We start from the raw sequence: 15,475 nt of genomic DNA on the forward strand, positions 1-15,475 counted from the left end.
AGGAGGCTCACCATGCACCAGCAGCAACGCCGAGCCATTTACATGCCTGCGTCTTCGGCAAACGACAATCGCTCCCACCTCCTTCTCTTGTCCATGATAGCCAAACACACAAAATGCACGGCCACCGCTACCGCCAACTAATTATGTCCTTCGCAACACACCCCCGTGCCATCGAACGCGCCACCTGTATGCGCCATGCCCACACTTTGTGCACACGGCATTGCGCCGTCCCCCCACCTGCCCCGTAACATCTCCGCATGATCATCACGCATGCCGTCGATCCCCACGGCAATTCCCGCATCTATCTCGGCGGCAAGGCCAGCATCGAGTGCTGGATCGAACCCAGCCAAGAAGACGCGTCGTGGACATTCCACATGCAGGAAGGCTTGAGCGGCACCCACCTCGACCATCATCAGAAGCACCAATGGGCCATCCACATCCTGAAAGCCCTCGCCGATGAAATCGGCGTCGCGCCCTCCGACCTCAAAGGCGTGCCGTACCACGCCATCATGAACCACCACACACCAGATCCGTTCGACGGCCGCCGCGCGCCCGCGCCGCGCAAGCAGTCCTACGACACGGCTTACGTCGCCACGCCGCCCCACCGGCCACCTCCACGCAAGGATCAACCCAAGAGCCCGCACGCCATTCTTCGCAGCCGTGCCCGCTGACGAGTTCAATCCACCTGTATGATTTGCGTGCTGCAATCGTAGGCAGTTGGCTTGCCATGCGCGGGCACGCCCCGCATCCTCCAAGGAATGCCCTCTCGCACCGCTCCCGGAACCAATGTCGCCGTCTTCACGGTGGACGGAACGTTCTCGCTGGATGTGCGGGTCGAAGCTGACACCCTCTGGCTAACCCAGCATCAAATCGCAGCGTTGTTTGCTACCAGCGCCCCGAACATCACCATGCACCTCCGCAACGTATTTCGAGAAAGGGAGGTCTCCCCCAAACGAACCACTAAGGAATTCTTAGTGGTTCGAACTGAAGGCAGGCGCCAAGTCCAACGCACCATTCCTCACTATAACCTCGACGCCATTCTCTCCGTCGGTTACCGGATCAACTCTAAACGCGGCACGCAGTTTCGTATCTGGGCAAGCGGCGTCCTCCGCGACCATTTGCTGAAGGGTTACAGTCTCGACGCGCAGCGCCTCGAAGCACGCGGCACCGCCGAACTCCGCGCCACCATCGATTTGCTCGCCACGACCTTGTCCCAAGAAGGCCTTATCGAAGGCGAAGGCCAAGCCATCCTGGACGTCATCCAGCACTATGCCCGAAGCTGGAGTCTCCTCCTCGCTTACGACGAAGATGCGCTACGTGCCCCCACGCCCTCCTCCCGGCGTCCACTCCCCCTGTCGCCGACCGCGGCGCGCAGGGCCATTTCCACTCTCAAGCGCGACCTCTTGGACAAGGGCGATGCCACTGACCTTTTCGGATTGGAACGCGGCCCTCAACTCGATGCCATCATCGAAGGCCTCGCCCAAACATTCGATGGCCAAGCCCTCTACCCATCGGCCGAGATCCGCGCCGCGCACCTGCTGTACTTCGTCATCAAAGACCACCCTTTTGCCGACGGCAACAAGCGCATCGGCAGCTTTCTCTTCGTCAGCTACCTGGCGCGCCATGGACTGCACGGCCGCATAACTGACACTGCCCTTGTCGCCCTTGCGCTGCTCACAGCGCAAAGCGCTCCCAAACAGAAAGACCTCATCATCCGGCTGATCATGAACCTCATCAGCTAGCCAAACCCACCCGCTCCACGAACGCCCTCACCGACCAACTCCGCGCGGCGCCATGATCATGGCGGCGCCCCGTGTCCTCCCACGCTCACCCGGCACACCTCCTCGCGGCTTCGGCCGACCGGCGCAACGAGACGCCTAGCCCGAAGCAGGGATGGCCGGCCCGCCCCCGTCATCAATAATGACCAAGAGCGGCAAAGCGCCCTAAACCCCTTCCGCCGACGCTAAAATAACCCCGCCCCCTTGCAATAAACCCACACCGCCCCATACCCTCGGCAACGAGGAAAGCATGGAGACCTGCCTGGATATACCCGCCCCATCCGCGACATCGCCCAGGAGGCCGTCGAAAGCATACTTTCCGGCAAGACCACCACCGGCGCCGACTTTGCCCTCAAAATCCCCTTCACCGCCGACCGCCTGACGCGCTCCATCGCCGCCCAACTGCTCACCGTCGTCATTCAATCGGGCAGCCTCGACCTCGATGACGCGCAGCTCACCGCCCTCACCGCCAAGCTGCTGAGCCACCTCTCGCGCACCGGCGCCCAAACGCCCGAAGCCATCGCCGAATTCCCCGCCTACATCCTCGCCGATGCGCTCCGCGAGCGCCCCGACCTCATCACCACGCGGACCAACATCGCCGCCATCCTGCGCACGCACGAGCAAGCCAGCCAGCAGGCCGCCGCGCGCTTCCGCCGCGCGCTCCTCGCCAATGCGCCACCGCGCACCATCCTCTGGCAAGACGGCCCCTGGCGCCTGGAAGAAGCCACCGACCCGCGCCACCTCCAGCTCGACAGCGCCGCCCTCGGCCACTGCGTCGGTGTGCTCCGGGATCATGAGGCCCTAGAGGCCCTCGGCATCGCCGAAAAGCACCCTGATGCCCGATATGCACTCGTCTACTGGCAGAAGATCCACCGCGGCGAGAGCCGCATCCTCACGCTCACCGAGAACGGCAAACCCGCCCTCACCATCGAATACCTCACCACCACCCGCGCCATTGCCCAGATCGAAGGCGCCAGTCCAACCCTCGACGTCAATGCCGTCTGCTTCCCCCCTCTCTGCCGCGCCCTCGGTGCGCTACGCGACACACTCGAGTTCACCACCATCAAGCCCCTGCCCCAACTGCGCGCCGGCCACGTCCTCACAACCTCCGGCACCATTGTCCCCGCCACCCTCGACAGCATCCAACACGCCCTCGCCGGCACCATCCTCATGCCAACCAGCAGCTCGGCCGCCGACATCGTCCGCGCCGCCGATACCCCGCACATCATCGCCGACTTCGGCTACGTCCCCGCCGACATGCTTCAGCACATTCCAACCTATCCCCGCGCCGAGCTGCACCTCCACGCCCGTGAAACCCTCTCCCTCCCTCAGCTCAAAGGCGGCACGCTGCGTGTGCTCGCCCAATACCTCCACCTTCCCAACTTCGAACACGGCCGCATCGCCGCCCTCTACACACCCAGCGTCCATCTGCCGAAGTTCCACACTGGCATCCTCGAGGCCAACAATCTCCTCGACCTCGACCTCCCCGCCTTCCGCCGCGGCGACCTCTCTCTCCACGCCGTCGAGTATCTCAGCGCCCCGCTCATCGAACATGCCAACGTCACGGCCTACAGCGCCAAGGAGATCAACTTGCCCCGCCTTCAGGACGGGCATGTGCGCGTTCGCTCGGCCAAAAGCGTCCACCTGCCTCAACACCGCCACGGCACTGTCGAAGCCGACGTCGCCACCACCCTCTCCCTCCCCCTGCACGAAACCGGCAACGTCACCGCCCTCCTCGCATCCGACGTCCACCTGCCCCGTCACCGCGAAGGCGACCTCCTGCTCTCCTCCGTGCACAACATCGATCTCCCCGCCTTCACCACCGGCGAGCTCGTCGCGAACAACCTCCTGCAGCTCGACCTCCCGCAGCACCGCACCGGCGCCATCCACGCCCTTCATGCCACCTCCCTCACCGCCCCCCTCCACGAACGCGGGCGCATCAGCGCCCGTAGCGCCGAAAACCTCCACCTGCCAAGCCACCTCGAAGGCACCATCGCGGCAAGCGCGAGAGCCACCATCCACGCCCCCCGATACATCCCCACGGCCAGCGAACAACGCCTCATGAACGGCGAGCCACCGCTCACGCCGTTCCCCCCATGGGACCACCACGCGCCCGAGCGCTGACCGCCGAGACCGCAAGCCAGTCAGGCCGCCAAAACAAAACCACCCGCTAACGCGGGTGGCTCGAGCCCTATGAAGACGAGCATGGCCTCTGCAATCGAATATCCTGAATTTGAGCGTGCAACTCACTCTTGCGGGCAGTCCACGCCAAACCCGCGCGCCCGCGCAGCCAAACCTCCAGACCCGGCCGAAAACCCCTTCCCGCTCTAACCCCGCCCTCACCGTCAAACCCATCGCCCGGCCCGGCTCGAAAGGGCGGCCGGCCGCGCGACCAGAACCGCAACCCCCACAAAAAAGGGCGCCGCCGCAGCGACGCCCCTCACACACATCCTGTCAGCAGATCACAACCTTACGCGGGCACCAGGCCCATCACCGGCCCAACCGCACGCGCAAGCCGCGCTTCTGCCTCATCCCGCACCCTGTCACGCACATCGCGAACGTCCCGCACCACCGCCAGCGCGCTCCGCAAACGCGAGCGCAAGGCCGCGCGCCCACCGTTGAAAGCCATCACGCGCGCGCACGCCACCATCTCGCCGGGACGCAGCCCCCTGTAGTACGCCACCAGCTCCGCACCATTGTCGAAGCCCGCCGCACTCCTAGCCACGTCACTTACCTGAAGGCTCTCACAACCCAGACCCTCGGCAAGCACCACGTCATGCGACGCCAGACCCACGTGGAAGTAGCGCAAACGCTCACCCGCCACGTCCGCCCAGGCAATGCTCACCCCGTTGATCAGATCTTCCGCCGGAACCAAAACCCCGCCGAGAAACAACAAGTGAGCTCCGGTCACGAACAGGTCGCGCGCCGGCAACCCGGCGCCTAGCGCTCCCCGCCGCACCCGCACCGGAAGGCCAGCCAAAGGCCACCGCCCCGACGTGTCGCGTTCAACACTGAACCAACCCACGAAACCCGCCTGCCGCCGCGCACCCGACGCCGTCAGCACCATATCTCCCGGCCGCAGGCCCTCGACCGGCACCTCCCCGCCCGGCACCGCCAATCGCGTTCCCTCGAGGAAGCACTGGCCACCCCCTGACCCCATGGGCGGCGGCACATACCCGCCCGGCGGAATCGGCATCGGCGGCGGCACGTAGTCGCTCGGCGGCGGCGGCATAGGCGGTGGCACCTGCGCCAACGCCCGCGAGGTCACGCCACCTGCACTCGTGGCCAACACCCCCAACGCCGCCACCATGCTCCGCCGCGACAAAGCAATACCCGGCGCCCCATCTTTGCGATCTGAAGTCACTGTCATTTTCGCAGTCTCTCCTTGGCAATAAATCCGTTCACTGAAACGACAACTGAACAGATCCAAGAAAACACTGTTCGCAGGCGCCTGCCATGCCGGGCACACCCGTTTTCCAGCCCAATCCCCGGCCCAGACGCGCCATCCTCGCTCAATTATCCGCCAACCTCCCTTCCGCCGGCGTCCTGTCCCCAACCGTGGCGCTCGTCCTCACCCCGCTCCGCTCGACCACAGCCGTGTGGCAATCCCCGCCCGTGCTGGCCGACATCGCACGCAATCGCGACACCCACCTCCCATCGCCCCCGGCCGACCGGCGCAACAAGACGCCTAGCCCGGAGCGGGTATCCCGCAAGGGCAAGCCTCGCGCCTAAGGGCGCGCCCACGAGGGTGCGGGCCCCTCCCCGCCCACGGGCTCTCACGGCGTCAGCGCCGGTCATCACGGCCGCCGCCGAAACCGAGGAGGTTCCCGTGTCGAAAGTTTCCGCGTTCGATGTCCACCAGGCCGTCACCGACCACATCATTGCCGCCATCGAGGCGGGCGTCGGCGGTGACGTGCGCATGCCGTGGCACCGCCCAGGCATGTTCTCCATGCTCCCCCGCAATGCTGAGGGCACGCACTACCAAGGCATCAACATCCTGCTGTTGCTTGCCCAAGCGCAAATGCGCGGCTTCTCCAATTTGACCTTCGCCACCTACAAAGCCTGGAAAGAAGCCGGCGCCCAAGTCCGCAAGGGCGAAAAGGCCAATCTGATCGTCTTCTACAAGCAATACTCGGTCGATCCCGACCCGGAGAATACCGATGACGACGGTAGCCGCAAGGTCGCCCGCGCCTACTCCGTCTTCAACGTCGCCCAGGTCGACGGCTACGAGCTTCCGGCCATCCCCGAGCGTCCGCCCATCCAGAAGCACGCCGAAGCCGAGGCGTTCTTCCGCCATCTCGGTATCGCGCTCGTCACCGGCGGCGAGAATGCATTCTATCGCCCGTCCGATGACAGCATCACGATGCCCGATGAGCGCTACTTCGATGCCTCCACCGAGGAACAGCGCACGCTCGATTGGCTGAGCGTCATCTTTCACGAGGCAGGTCATGCGACTGGAGCCAAGCACCGCCTCAACCGCGACCTCGGCAAGCGCTTCGGTTCCCCCGAGTATGCCGGCGAGGAGCTCGTGGCCGAGCTGATCTCGGCCTACACCATGGCCTATCTCGGCCTCTCGGCGCAGCCGCGCGACGACCACGCCCGGTACATCGCAAATTGGCTGAAGGCGCTCAAGGACGATAAGCGCGCCATCTTCACGGCCGCAGCGCGGGCGCAGGAAGCCCTCGCCTGGATGATTGCCCGCCAGCCCGGCGCATCCGCCGCCACCGATGCCGCGTAGCGGCATCATCGCCGCTGCCTCCAGGCAGCGGCTCTCTCACGCTTTCGGCAAACATCCGATCATCGGACAAAGAACGCGAAAACTTGCCATCCCCTGCAACATCCCCATACCTTCCCAACGCCAACGATTGAAATCACCTCTTGAAAACCATCATCATCACCGCCGAAGCCCTCGCCGCCATCAAGCAGTTTGGTCCCCGCATCACCATCGACAATACCGAACGCCTCGCCGATGGCACCCACCGCGTCCCCGTTGACAACGACGTCTTTCATGCCCTCCACGCCGCAAAACATCCTTTGGAATCCTTGAGCGACGTGCTGATCCGCAAGATTGCGCGCCTTACAAACCAGCTCAACTGACGAAGATATCGCCAGCCGTCCGGCCTGGCTCGAGGGCCGGCCCGCCGGCCGGCACGTCCCGCAATGGGCCAATGCGCGCCTCAATGCGCAAAAAAGCGCCCCTGCCGTTTCCAGCGCAGTGGGACGCCTTCGAATCCCATGAGGGCCGCGTATCCAACGGCTTTCCTCACGTCTACGGTCATCGCCCTTCGGCTGTCCCGTACTTAACATCCTCCCCCAACACCCGGTCCGCGCCAATACTCATCGCGCACCGAACACAACATGCCTCCACCCCCTATGGCACTGCGAGCACATCTCCGAATAACCCCATAACGCTGAGCAACGCCCCTTCTTGTATACATTCTACGCCCTCACGTCTTCCGTACTTCGGGGGTCCGGGGGCAGAGCCCCCGGTGGCACCCATCTCACTTTTGATACTCCACTTTCCACATGTGAGATTCCTGCAATGGAATTGATGAACCCCTGTGCATGCGCCTTGTATGCATTGAGATGCGATGTGAAGCTGAAAGGAACGGGGCGAGGTATGCGTTTCTGGACAAAATGCCAAAAACGCCCTCGCCGCGCGGTGTGACCGCGCGGACACCGCCTGCGGCGGCCCCTGCCCCGTTCCTTTCAGCAACAAGGAGGCCTCATGCCCACACGCGGTTACCGAAAAGGGGTATCAAAACCCAAGCTCACAAAACCCCGTCAGATCTACACGCGCGTGACCGAAGACGACCACATCGCTCTCGCCAACGAGGCGGCCAGCCGCAGCATCACCGCCTCCGACCTCACCCGCGCTATTCTCACAGCTCACATCCATGCGCAGAGGGTTAGCCTCCCGCACTTCCGACCAAACCCGCAACTGATGGCCGCCCTCTCCCGGATCGGCAACAACCTCAACCAGATTGCCCGCCAGGCCAACACGGAGATGGTTCCTGTCGCGGCCGCAACAATCAACCGCGCGCTTGCCGAAGTGCTCGAAGCCATGGACCGCGTAGCACCAAGTGCTCGCTAGCATTGCGCCAGCCACCAACGACTTTCACGCGCTCGCGCGCTATCTCGTGCATGGCAAGCCCGGCACCACGCCGCATCCCGAACGCGTTGCCTGGATACTCCCGCACAACATTCCCACCGACGATCCCGAACGCGCCGCGCGCATCATGCAGGCCACGGCCGGCCTCTCGGCGCGCACGCGCAAGGCCGCCTATCATCTGATGATCGCTTGGCATGAAAAGGAGCGGCCAACGCCGGAGCAGATGCAGGACATTGCCTTCAAGACCCTTGCGATGGCTGGCCTCGGCGAACACCAGGCGCTCATCATGGGCCACGACGACCGGCCGCATCGCCACCTGCATATGCTGATCAACAGGGTGCATCCCGAAACCGGCAAGGCCTGGCACCAGGCCCACGACTACGCCCGCTTCGACGCCATCATGCGCGAGCTCTCGGAGACCCACGGCTTCCTCTATGCACCGGCCCACGCCTACAATCCCGAGCAGACCAAGCACCGACGCAAGAAACCCAACAGCCGCGCCACCTACGCGGCCAAGCGCGGCGCCCCCACCAACCGCCCTCAGTGGAGCCGTGACGAAGCCGAAGTCTACGGCGCCCGCGTTTCAGACGGCATTGATGCAGGTTCCTCCTGGGAGGATTTGGAGGATCTGTTCGCCCGCGATGGCTACGCCCTCGAGCCCAAGGCATCGGGATGGATTGTCGGCAATGCCAATGGCTACACCAAGCTGTCCGCCCTGCGGCTCCAGCGTTCGGCAAAATCCATGTCGCGCTTCCCGGCCGCCGCAATTGCCAGCCTATTCAAGCCGACACCGGAACGCCGTCACATCCCGCTCGTCGATGCCGTCGACATCGCCAAGGGCCTTGCCGCCTGGGGCCTCATCAGCAAGGACGACGTCCGCACCGCCATCTCGGAAACCATCGAGGGCCGGCAGGAGCGCCGTAGGCTCAAAGAATCTGCTGCCATGCTCGATAAGCTCATCAAGACCCATCTGCTGGCTAGCACATCCATGACCGCACCACGCCCAAGCCCCTCTCCGGATCCAGCAAACAAGCGCCCTGCCGCCACCCGCCGCCAACGGCACCCTTCTCGCGCAACACACCGCCTGCGCATTGCCCTGTCGCCGCCGCCTGATTTCACACCATTTTCCGCAACTTCGAGCACCAGCTACCGCTTAAAATCGCACAAGATTGACCGCTAAACCCCTGCAATAGCCTCACGTCCAATTTCAGCTTAGGGCCAGAAGAAGACCAATGCATCGATCCGGACGGTGCACCGTATAAAGGTGTGTTTCCCAGCAAGCGATCATCGGCTCGCCAAAACTGGCAATACAACTAGCAGCAACGACCAAGTCCGGTCTAAGACGCGGTCCGTCGATCGTTTATTGCCGTCACTTTGCCAGAAAAGACTTGGCTACAACAGCAAAGGAGGCTTGCTCATAGAATAGATATTCGAGAGCCAGATTATTCCTGACCCTTATAGCCTTCTCCGTCTCCGCCGAAGCTCAGCTGCACGCGAAGACAAGGCATGCGGGCGACCGTGTAGAGAAACACCTTTCCGTCCCGCGTGGCATTGCGCCCACGTATCTCGAAGATTGGAGAGGTCGAGGCAATTTTCAGGTTGGCCCTTTCTAACTCGGTCGGCAGCCTGCCGCTTACGAGGGTCTCGATGCGTATGTAGTCCTCAATGCCGAAGGTCTTGAGTGCACTAGTCAATGAGCGGAGTTCCGCGAAGCGGAGATCTATTCCGTCAAAACGACCTGCTTGCAGATAGTGAGTGGCGAAGGACATAGGCTGATTGGCTGCATAGCGCAGGAGATCCAAGCGGATCACCTCGGCGCCGGCGCCGGCGTCCAGCGCCAAGGCATTAGCCACATCTTCGGGCACGGCTACCGTTGTGCAAGCGAGCAGATCGCCTCTGCTGCTCAACCCATGGCGCATCAGGTTCTCGGTAAAACGAGTACGCACTCCGATGTGGTAGTCAATGACTTCTCGATTGATGTAGGTGCCGCTGCCATGCCGGACACGCAAAAGGCCCTCGCCTTCCAAGGCACGGATTGCCTTTCTGACGGTGTGCCGATGGACACTGAACAACTCGGCAAGGTCATTCTCGCCGGGCAACTGCTCGTGTTCGGCGAAACGGCCCGAAAGAATCTCTCCACGCAGCTCTAACGTCAGCCGAGACCAGATCGCACGATTACCCGTGGGCGAGCTTCCATCCACACAACTCTTCGTCATGAAGCCTGCCAGTGTTCCGGCTTGCCGCCTGCCCTCAAGCCGTTCTCAATCAAGACGGCCAACCCAAGCAATATTCCCGCGCCATACCATAGCGGATCGGTCGCGACCAGCAGGATGGCCGCCGCCGTGAGTACTAGGCGTCGCAATAAGCCGACGGCTGCGCGGAAGTACCCGACCATGGCGACGCCACAATAAATCATCGCTATCAACACTCTGATCGTTGCGAGGGCCGTGTCTGCCCAAGTGCCTTGGACCAACAGAAGTTCAGGTGAATAAACGGCCACGAAGGGTACGAGCAGCCCTGATAGCGCCAGCATCGTGCCGATCACCGCAATCCGCAGCGAGGAAGCGCCGGGCCCCGCGAACGGGAGCGCCGCGATCGCAGCGAGCGCTACGGGCGGCGTAAGCTGCGCCAGAACGGAGAAGTAGAACACGAACATATGCGCGACCAGCGGACTGACGCCCAATTGTACAAGCGGGGGCGTCACGACCACAGCACAGATGACATAGCTCGGCACGGTCGGCAGGCCCAGGCCGAGCAGGAGGCAGATAAGCATTGCCATAGTCAGACTGAGCCAAAGATGGCCAGCGCCGAGTGTCACCAGACCCGATGCGACCTCCAGCATCACACCGCTTAGCCCGAAGATGCCGTCGAACACGCCAACAATTACGCAGGTTATGCCCACGGCCACGGCATTGATCGTGCCGTGATACGTGCTCTCGAAACAGCGCCGCAACGTCTGACGCCCGCCAGCAAAGCTCGCGCAGACTACGGCAAGCACGGCAACCAGTAGCGTCAGAATCTGCGGATCGGCGATGACAACCATGCACGCGGTGGCGACGCCGAAACTTGCGATATGCACGATCCATCGGGTCCTCGGCGGGCACAACTCGGCCAGCGGCACCGTCAGTATCAATGTGATCGTGAAACACAGTGCCACAATCGCCGAGTAGAGCGGCGTATAGCCGAAGAAGAGAAGCGCCATGATCACGACCAGAGGCAGAAGCAGATGCAGACGACCTCGGATTGATGCTTCGGACGCCCCCATGGCAACGCCGGTCATGACCGAAAGATTGAGGCGCCGCGCCTCCAGATAAGAGACCCAAGCAATACCGACGAAATACAAGATTGCCGGAATTGCCGCCGCCAAAGCGATCGTCACATAGGGAATGCCGAGCATCTCGGCCATGACGAAAGCGCCGGCTCCCATGATCGGCGGCATGATTTGGCCGCCCATACTGGACGAGACCTCGACCCCAGCCGCAAATTCCGGCTTGTAGCCGTAACGCCGCATCAAAGGAATCGTCACCTGCCCAGAAGTGACGACATTGGCGATACCTGAGCCACTGACAGTCCCCATCATTGCCGAAGACAGAATGCAGGCCTGCGCCGGCCCCGAACGCCAGCCGCCGACGAATCGAATGGCAATGTCGTTAAACAACGTAAGGATACCTGATTGCTGCAGGTAGGAGGCGAACAGTACAAACAGGAAGATGTAGGTGGCTGATACGGCCGTCGCAGTGCTGAACATGCCCTCGGTCCCGATCACCAATTGCTCAATGATTTGATCGAACCCATAACCCCGGTGCACCAAGGGCCCAGGCAGATAGTGTCCGAAAAGACCCCATAGCAGGATCGTTCCCGCCATGAGCGGCAGCGCATATCCGGTCGCGCGACGTGTCGCCTCGAATACGAGAACGACGAAGACGCTGCCCACCGCCAAATCAGCGGTGGTGGGAAAGCCCGGTCGATAGGCGAACTGCGCGCTCTCCGTCCAGAAATAGGCGCCGCAAACAGCCGACAGAGCAATCAATAACCAGTCGTACCAAGCGGCGTGGCCAAGCCGCGGCCTCATGTCGGAAGTGAAAATCAGAAAGCACAGCATGACCAGAAATGCGGCATGCACGCTACGCAGAGTTATTGCAGGAAGCGGGTTGACCAGCGCGGTCCACATCTGGAAGGCCGCGAAGATCATCGCCACCATGATGATGGCCCAGCGGGTCACGCCGAGTCCGATGTCGGCTGCACCTTCGAGCTTCATCTCAAGTGCATCCGCTGCCGAGAGTGTATTCACTGTGGCATCCGGCGCGAGATTGGAGCTGGCGTGTGTCATTGGGCCATCATCCTATTCGTTGCAGAGAGCGGGCGGCGATCAGCCCGCCGTCACGCCATGCGCAGCAAAAAACGTCTTCGCACCATCGTGGAGAGGGATCGGCATCCCTTGAACGGCGCGCTCCAATGAGAACTCGCGAAGCGCGGCGTGACCGCTACGGAACTTTTGGAGATCGGCGAAGATCGCCTCAAGGTAGCTGCGTACTTTCTCCGCTGGATGACTCTCGCTGCAGAAGAGCTGGGTCCATACCACCACGCCGGGGGCTGGTAGGCCCTGCACCTGATAGGTGCCGCTTGGGATCTCGGTTGCGACATAAGCCGAGTCGCCGATCTTCTTGACAAGCTCCGCAGGGATCGGCACGGCGACCATGTCGACTCCCGTTTGCAGTTCCTGCACCATCGGCGCGCCTAGCCCCGTTGACAGGAAGAAGCCATCGATGCGTCGGTTGCGAACCGCGTCACCCGCGTCGCCGGCGCCAAGGAAATCCACGCGCTTCAGATCCTCGAAGGACATGCCCGACGCAGCAAGAATGGCGCGAGCGTTTGTCTCGCTGCCGCCGCCGGGCGCGCCGACGTTCATGATGCGGCCGCGGAGATCCTCGATGCTCTTGATGCCTGAGTCGGCTCGAACCATCAGGTGCACGTGGCTGGGAAAGATCGAAGCGATGCCGCGCAGCCCTTGCATCGGCTTTGGAAATCGCTTCGGATCCGCCCCTCGCATGGCAGTCGATAGTACGTCAGCCAGCGCGATACCGAGCTCCGCCTTCCCGCCCATAACGAGAGTGACATTCAAGTTCGACCCGCCAGTTTGCTGGACTTGGACACGAGTATCGGGCAGTGCGGTGCTGATCGCATTGGCGACAGCAACACTGATTGGATAAAAGGAACCGCCCGTCGGGCCGCCAACAATCGTGACAAAATCTGCGGCTTGCGCGGGGAGCGTGGGGGCGAGCACGCCCGCAGCCACGGCCGCGGCTGAGGTGGACAGGAAGCTTCGGCGACTAAGAGGGATGTCTCGAGCGCTCATAATTGTTTCTCTGTTTGCTATTGTGGGAAGGTTAGGTCGCAGACTTGCGATCCGATTGCACACGGGCCGGCATCAGGCGGCGATGGGCACGCTACCGTTTGTCGTGATCCGATACATGCGCCTGACTTGATGCGCCGGCAGCTGATCCGTCGTCGCCGAATGGATGGTCGAGCGGTTGTCCCAGATCACAAGATCGCGTGGCCGCCATTTGTGGCGGTAGGTGAAGTGAGCCTGCGTCATGTGGTCAAACAGGCTTGAGAGCAGCACGTCGCTTTCAGCCTCGTCCATATCGACGATGCCTTTGACTCCTGACAGGTCGCCAGGGGCGATGAAGAGCGCCAAGGCTCCGGTTTCGGGATGGCGGATGACGAGCGGGTGGATGACCTCGGGGGTCGCCGCTTGCTCGGCTTCACTCAGGAAATTCCAGCGTGCACTGGGGCGCGAGCGATCCTTCATGAAACGGTATTCATGGCGAACGCGCAGGCCAGTGATCTTGTGCTTGGCGGCTTCGGACAGCGCCTCGTAAGCTGCGACCGTATCGGCAAACAGTGTGTCTCCCCCCTGATCGGGCACGACGACCGCCATCAGGAGCGTCGCACGGGATGGCACGCGCTTATAGGAATAGTCCGAGTGCCAGCCGACGCCGAAGGTTTTCATCTCCGGCTTGCGGCCGGTTTCATCTTGATTGGAGAGAATGGTGATCTTCGGCTGCTCAGGATGACGAACCGCCACGACATGGTGCGGGTCGCATGATCCGAATGTCTCGGAAAATTTGACGAACTGCTCGGGCGAGAGCGCTGCATCCCGAAGCACAACCGTCTTGTTCTCCAGATAATGCCGGTGGAGAGCTGCCATGACTTTGGCGTCACTCAATAGCTCCGGAGTAAAGCCCGTGATTTCTGCCACGAAGGAAGGGCCTAGCTGCTGCACGTTGAATGTCATAATTCGAGCCTCGCATTCGGTCGGTCAACTTGTACGTATGTCTTTAGCGAGGCTCGATGACGCTCGTGCGTCGAATGCATTTCGTTTGTGTGATGGCCTGAACGCCCTGCCGTGCGGCATCAGGCTCCGACATCCTGATCTCAGCGATGCTTCGCTTCGGCCCCACAGAGCTTCGGGGCAAAGTCGCTTATTCTGGCGTGCTGCCCGCCCATTTTCGATCAGGGCGCGTAGGTCTTGAAGTTTCGGAGTCTCACCACTGACGCGCGGGGTACGGACACGTCTTGCTGCTCCGACAATTTCCGCAGTAGCCTTTTGCTATCCGATCATCCGCAGTGCCCCAATTTGCCGAATAGTCCATTGTCCCCGGCAATGCCTGCTGCTCGCAGAGCGAGGGGATGCCGGGGCTGCGACAGCGAACGTCCGCTGGCAGGGGCTAAGCAAAAGATGAACCTATTCGGCCTTGTTGATCGTGATCAGCAAGGAGACGAAAGGACCTTTCTCTGCGCTGCGTCCCGGTGGCGTGGCCGGCGCGCTGCAGCTGCTCAGGACAGCTACGGGTCAAAAGCAGCTATTGATCCCAGCATACGGAACTAACCTAAAGTGAGCGCCCCCTCTGACGACGCCGCCATTCCAGCGCGTCCTTCTCCACGTCTTTGCGAAGCTTCTCTCGGTCAATCACCACCACGCGCTTCTCGGCATGATTGGCCTTGAGCTCCTTCACTGCCTCGTCGACAAACTTGCGGTGGATCACACCGAACACGGCGCTATCCGGTTTGTAGTACGCGCGTGGCTGCATCTCCTTCAGCGGCCATGCCGCCCGATTGCCTTCCCGCGTAACTATGAACGACGGCTTGTGCGTTTCCAGACCAAGACGCAACAGCTCCTGGCGCGCAATCTCCACACCCATGTTGTCGTACTGCAGCGTATGTGTAATCGGCAGTAGCAGCGCCCGCCGCGCCTTCCCCTCACCCCTCAGCCCAACGATAACGGCGGGTCGGAACTTCCCCGCATCATCATGTCCGTCGTCGCGGTCCTGCGCCCACAGGTACGCGTACCACACGACCAGCCCCACCTCCGGCTTGATCATCACCCGCCTTCTCCGCCACTGGCCGGCTCACTCCGTAGTCACCCACGTCCCATCCGCGACCCAATGCCCAGGCACGCAACTCCGCCCGTGTCGCTTCATCGTGAAAATACCCCAGGTTCTCCTCCTGCAGCACATCGCCCGGGACGCAATGGCTCAATTCCTCCGCCAGCTCCTCGGTCGTGAGCACCGCATCCCAGTCA

14 protein-coding genes are annotated in these 15,475 nt (G+C 62.3%); 7 read left to right on the top strand and 7 right to left on the bottom strand.

The genetic code is table 11. From position 1 onward, the window contains the following. Positions 1-257: 257 nt before the first annotated feature. Entirely contained in the window at positions 258-671 is a 414-nt protein-coding gene (locus CS1BSM3_RS10900; RefSeq protein WP_072387130.1) for a hypothetical protein, read from the top strand. A gap of 87 nt (positions 672-758) precedes the next feature. Next, positions 759-1,742, top strand: a complete 984-nt coding sequence (gene rhuM, locus CS1BSM3_RS10905; protein ID WP_072387131.1) for a RhuM family protein — start codon at positions 759-761, stop codon at positions 1,740-1,742. Between the two features lie 201 nt (positions 1,743-1,943). On the opposite strand, the gene CS1BSM3_RS10910 is transcribed toward rhuM, so the two are convergent. After that, on the bottom strand, positions 1,944-2,573 hold the full coding sequence (locus CS1BSM3_RS10910; RefSeq protein ID WP_143149166.1) for a hypothetical protein: 630 nt from the start codon (positions 2,571-2,573) through the stop codon (positions 1,944-1,946). Between CS1BSM3_RS10910 and CS1BSM3_RS10915 the strand changes: the two genes are divergently transcribed. Continuing rightward, positions 2,559-3,902: a hypothetical protein gene (locus tag CS1BSM3_RS10915; RefSeq protein WP_072387133.1), complete on the top strand. Its 1,344-nt coding sequence runs from the start codon at positions 2,559-2,561 to the stop codon at positions 3,900-3,902. The genes CS1BSM3_RS10910 and CS1BSM3_RS10915 overlap by 15 nt on opposite strands. A 346-nt stretch (positions 3,903-4,248) precedes the next feature. Here the strand turns inward: CS1BSM3_RS10915 and CS1BSM3_RS10920 are convergent, their stop codons facing one another. Then, complete coding sequence (locus CS1BSM3_RS10920) at positions 4,249-5,148, bottom strand: Hint domain-containing protein (RefSeq protein WP_072387134.1); 900 nt, start codon at positions 5,146-5,148, stop codon at positions 4,249-4,251. A gap of 459 nt (positions 5,149-5,607) precedes the next feature. Here CS1BSM3_RS10920 and CS1BSM3_RS10925 point away from each other — a divergent pair, with 459 nt between their 5' ends. The 4 genes from CS1BSM3_RS10925 (at position 5,608) to CS1BSM3_RS10940 (ending at position 9,070) form a co-directional block, all read left to right on the top strand. After that, positions 5,608-6,516 (top strand): ArdC family protein, encoded by a 909-nt coding sequence (locus CS1BSM3_RS10925; protein WP_072387135.1) that lies wholly within the window; start codon positions 5,608-5,610, stop codon positions 6,514-6,516. A 140-nt stretch (positions 6,517-6,656) separates the two neighbouring features. Further along, complete coding sequence (locus CS1BSM3_RS10930; RefSeq protein ID WP_072387136.1) at positions 6,657-6,875, top strand: hypothetical protein; 219 nt, start codon at positions 6,657-6,659, stop codon at positions 6,873-6,875. Positions 6,876-7,506: 631 nt separating this feature from the next. After that, positions 7,507-7,872, top strand: coding sequence for a plasmid mobilization relaxosome protein MobC (gene mobC / locus CS1BSM3_RS10935; RefSeq protein WP_072387137.1), 366 nt, complete (start codon positions 7,507-7,509; stop codon positions 7,870-7,872). Continuing rightward, positions 7,862-9,070 (top strand): relaxase/mobilization nuclease domain-containing protein, encoded by a 1,209-nt coding sequence (locus CS1BSM3_RS10940; protein WP_072387138.1) that lies wholly within the window; start codon positions 7,862-7,864, stop codon positions 9,068-9,070. The genes mobC and CS1BSM3_RS10940 overlap by 11 nt, the downstream gene beginning before the upstream one ends. A 262-nt stretch (positions 9,071-9,332) precedes the next feature. Here the strand turns inward: CS1BSM3_RS10940 and phnF are convergent, their stop codons facing one another. The 5 genes from phnF to CS1BSM3_RS10965 all read right to left on the bottom strand — a co-directional run bounded on the left by phnF (position 9,333) and on the right by CS1BSM3_RS10965 (position 15,275). Then, the gene (phnF, locus tag CS1BSM3_RS10945) at positions 9,333-10,106 is read right to left on the bottom strand and encodes a phosphonate metabolism transcriptional regulator PhnF (RefSeq protein ID WP_083528509.1); all 774 of its coding nucleotides are present in this window, start codon (positions 10,104-10,106) and stop codon (positions 9,333-9,335) included. After that, positions 10,103-12,220 (bottom strand): TRAP transporter permease, encoded by a 2,118-nt coding sequence (locus CS1BSM3_RS10950; protein ID WP_072387139.1) that lies wholly within the window; start codon positions 12,218-12,220, stop codon positions 10,103-10,105. The genes phnF and CS1BSM3_RS10950 overlap by 4 nt, the downstream gene beginning before the upstream one ends. Before the next feature lie 39 nt (positions 12,221-12,259). Further along, on the bottom strand, positions 12,260-13,246 hold the full coding sequence (locus tag CS1BSM3_RS10955) for a TAXI family TRAP transporter solute-binding subunit (RefSeq protein ID WP_072387140.1): 987 nt from the start codon (positions 13,244-13,246) through the stop codon (positions 12,260-12,262). A gap of 72 nt (positions 13,247-13,318) precedes the next feature. Continuing rightward, positions 13,319-14,188: a TauD/TfdA dioxygenase family protein gene (locus CS1BSM3_RS10960; RefSeq protein WP_083528510.1), complete on the bottom strand. Its 870-nt coding sequence runs from the start codon at positions 14,186-14,188 to the stop codon at positions 13,319-13,321. Between the two features lie 595 nt (positions 14,189-14,783). After that, on the bottom strand, positions 14,784-15,275 hold the full coding sequence (locus CS1BSM3_RS10965) for a hypothetical protein (protein WP_072387141.1): 492 nt from the start codon (positions 15,273-15,275) through the stop codon (positions 14,784-14,786). Positions 15,276-15,475: the final 200 nt, after the last annotated feature.

Origin of the sequence: Hyphomicrobium sp. CS1BSMeth3, assembly GCF_900117415.1 — a bacterium.
Lineage (GTDB): Bacteria > Pseudomonadota > Alphaproteobacteria > Rhizobiales > Hyphomicrobiaceae.

Excerpts from the sequence above, each read along its gene's own strand:
- CS1BSM3_RS10910 (WP_143149166.1), bottom strand. The coding sequence starts at position 2,573 with ATGATCCCGGAGCACACCGACGCAGTGGCCGAGGGCGGCGCTGTCGAG.
- rhuM (WP_072387131.1), top strand. The coding sequence starts at position 759 with ATGCCCTCTCGCACCGCTCCCGGAACCAATGTCGCCGTCTTCACGGTG.
- CS1BSM3_RS10955 (WP_072387140.1), bottom strand. The coding sequence starts at position 13,246 with ATGAGCGCTCGAGACATCCCTCTTAGTCGCCGAAGCTTCCTGTCCACC.
- CS1BSM3_RS10950 (WP_072387139.1), bottom strand. The coding sequence starts at position 12,220 with ATGACACACGCCAGCTCCAATCTCGCGCCGGATGCCACAGTGAATACA.
- CS1BSM3_RS10920 (WP_072387134.1), bottom strand. The coding sequence starts at position 5,148 with ATGACAGTGACTTCAGATCGCAAAGATGGGGCGCCGGGTATTGCTTTG.
- CS1BSM3_RS10900 (WP_072387130.1), top strand. The coding sequence starts at position 258 with ATGATCATCACGCATGCCGTCGATCCCCACGGCAATTCCCGCATCTAT.
- CS1BSM3_RS10965 (WP_072387141.1), bottom strand. The coding sequence starts at position 15,275 with ATGATCAAGCCGGAGGTGGGGCTGGTCGTGTGGTACGCGTACCTGTGG.
- mobC (WP_072387137.1), top strand. The coding sequence starts at position 7,507 with ATGCCCACACGCGGTTACCGAAAAGGGGTATCAAAACCCAAGCTCACA.
- phnF (WP_083528509.1), bottom strand. The coding sequence starts at position 10,106 with ATGACGAAGAGTTGTGTGGATGGAAGCTCGCCCACGGGTAATCGTGCG.
- CS1BSM3_RS10960 (WP_083528510.1), bottom strand. The coding sequence starts at position 14,188 with ATGACATTCAACGTGCAGCAGCTAGGCCCTTCCTTCGTGGCAGAAATC.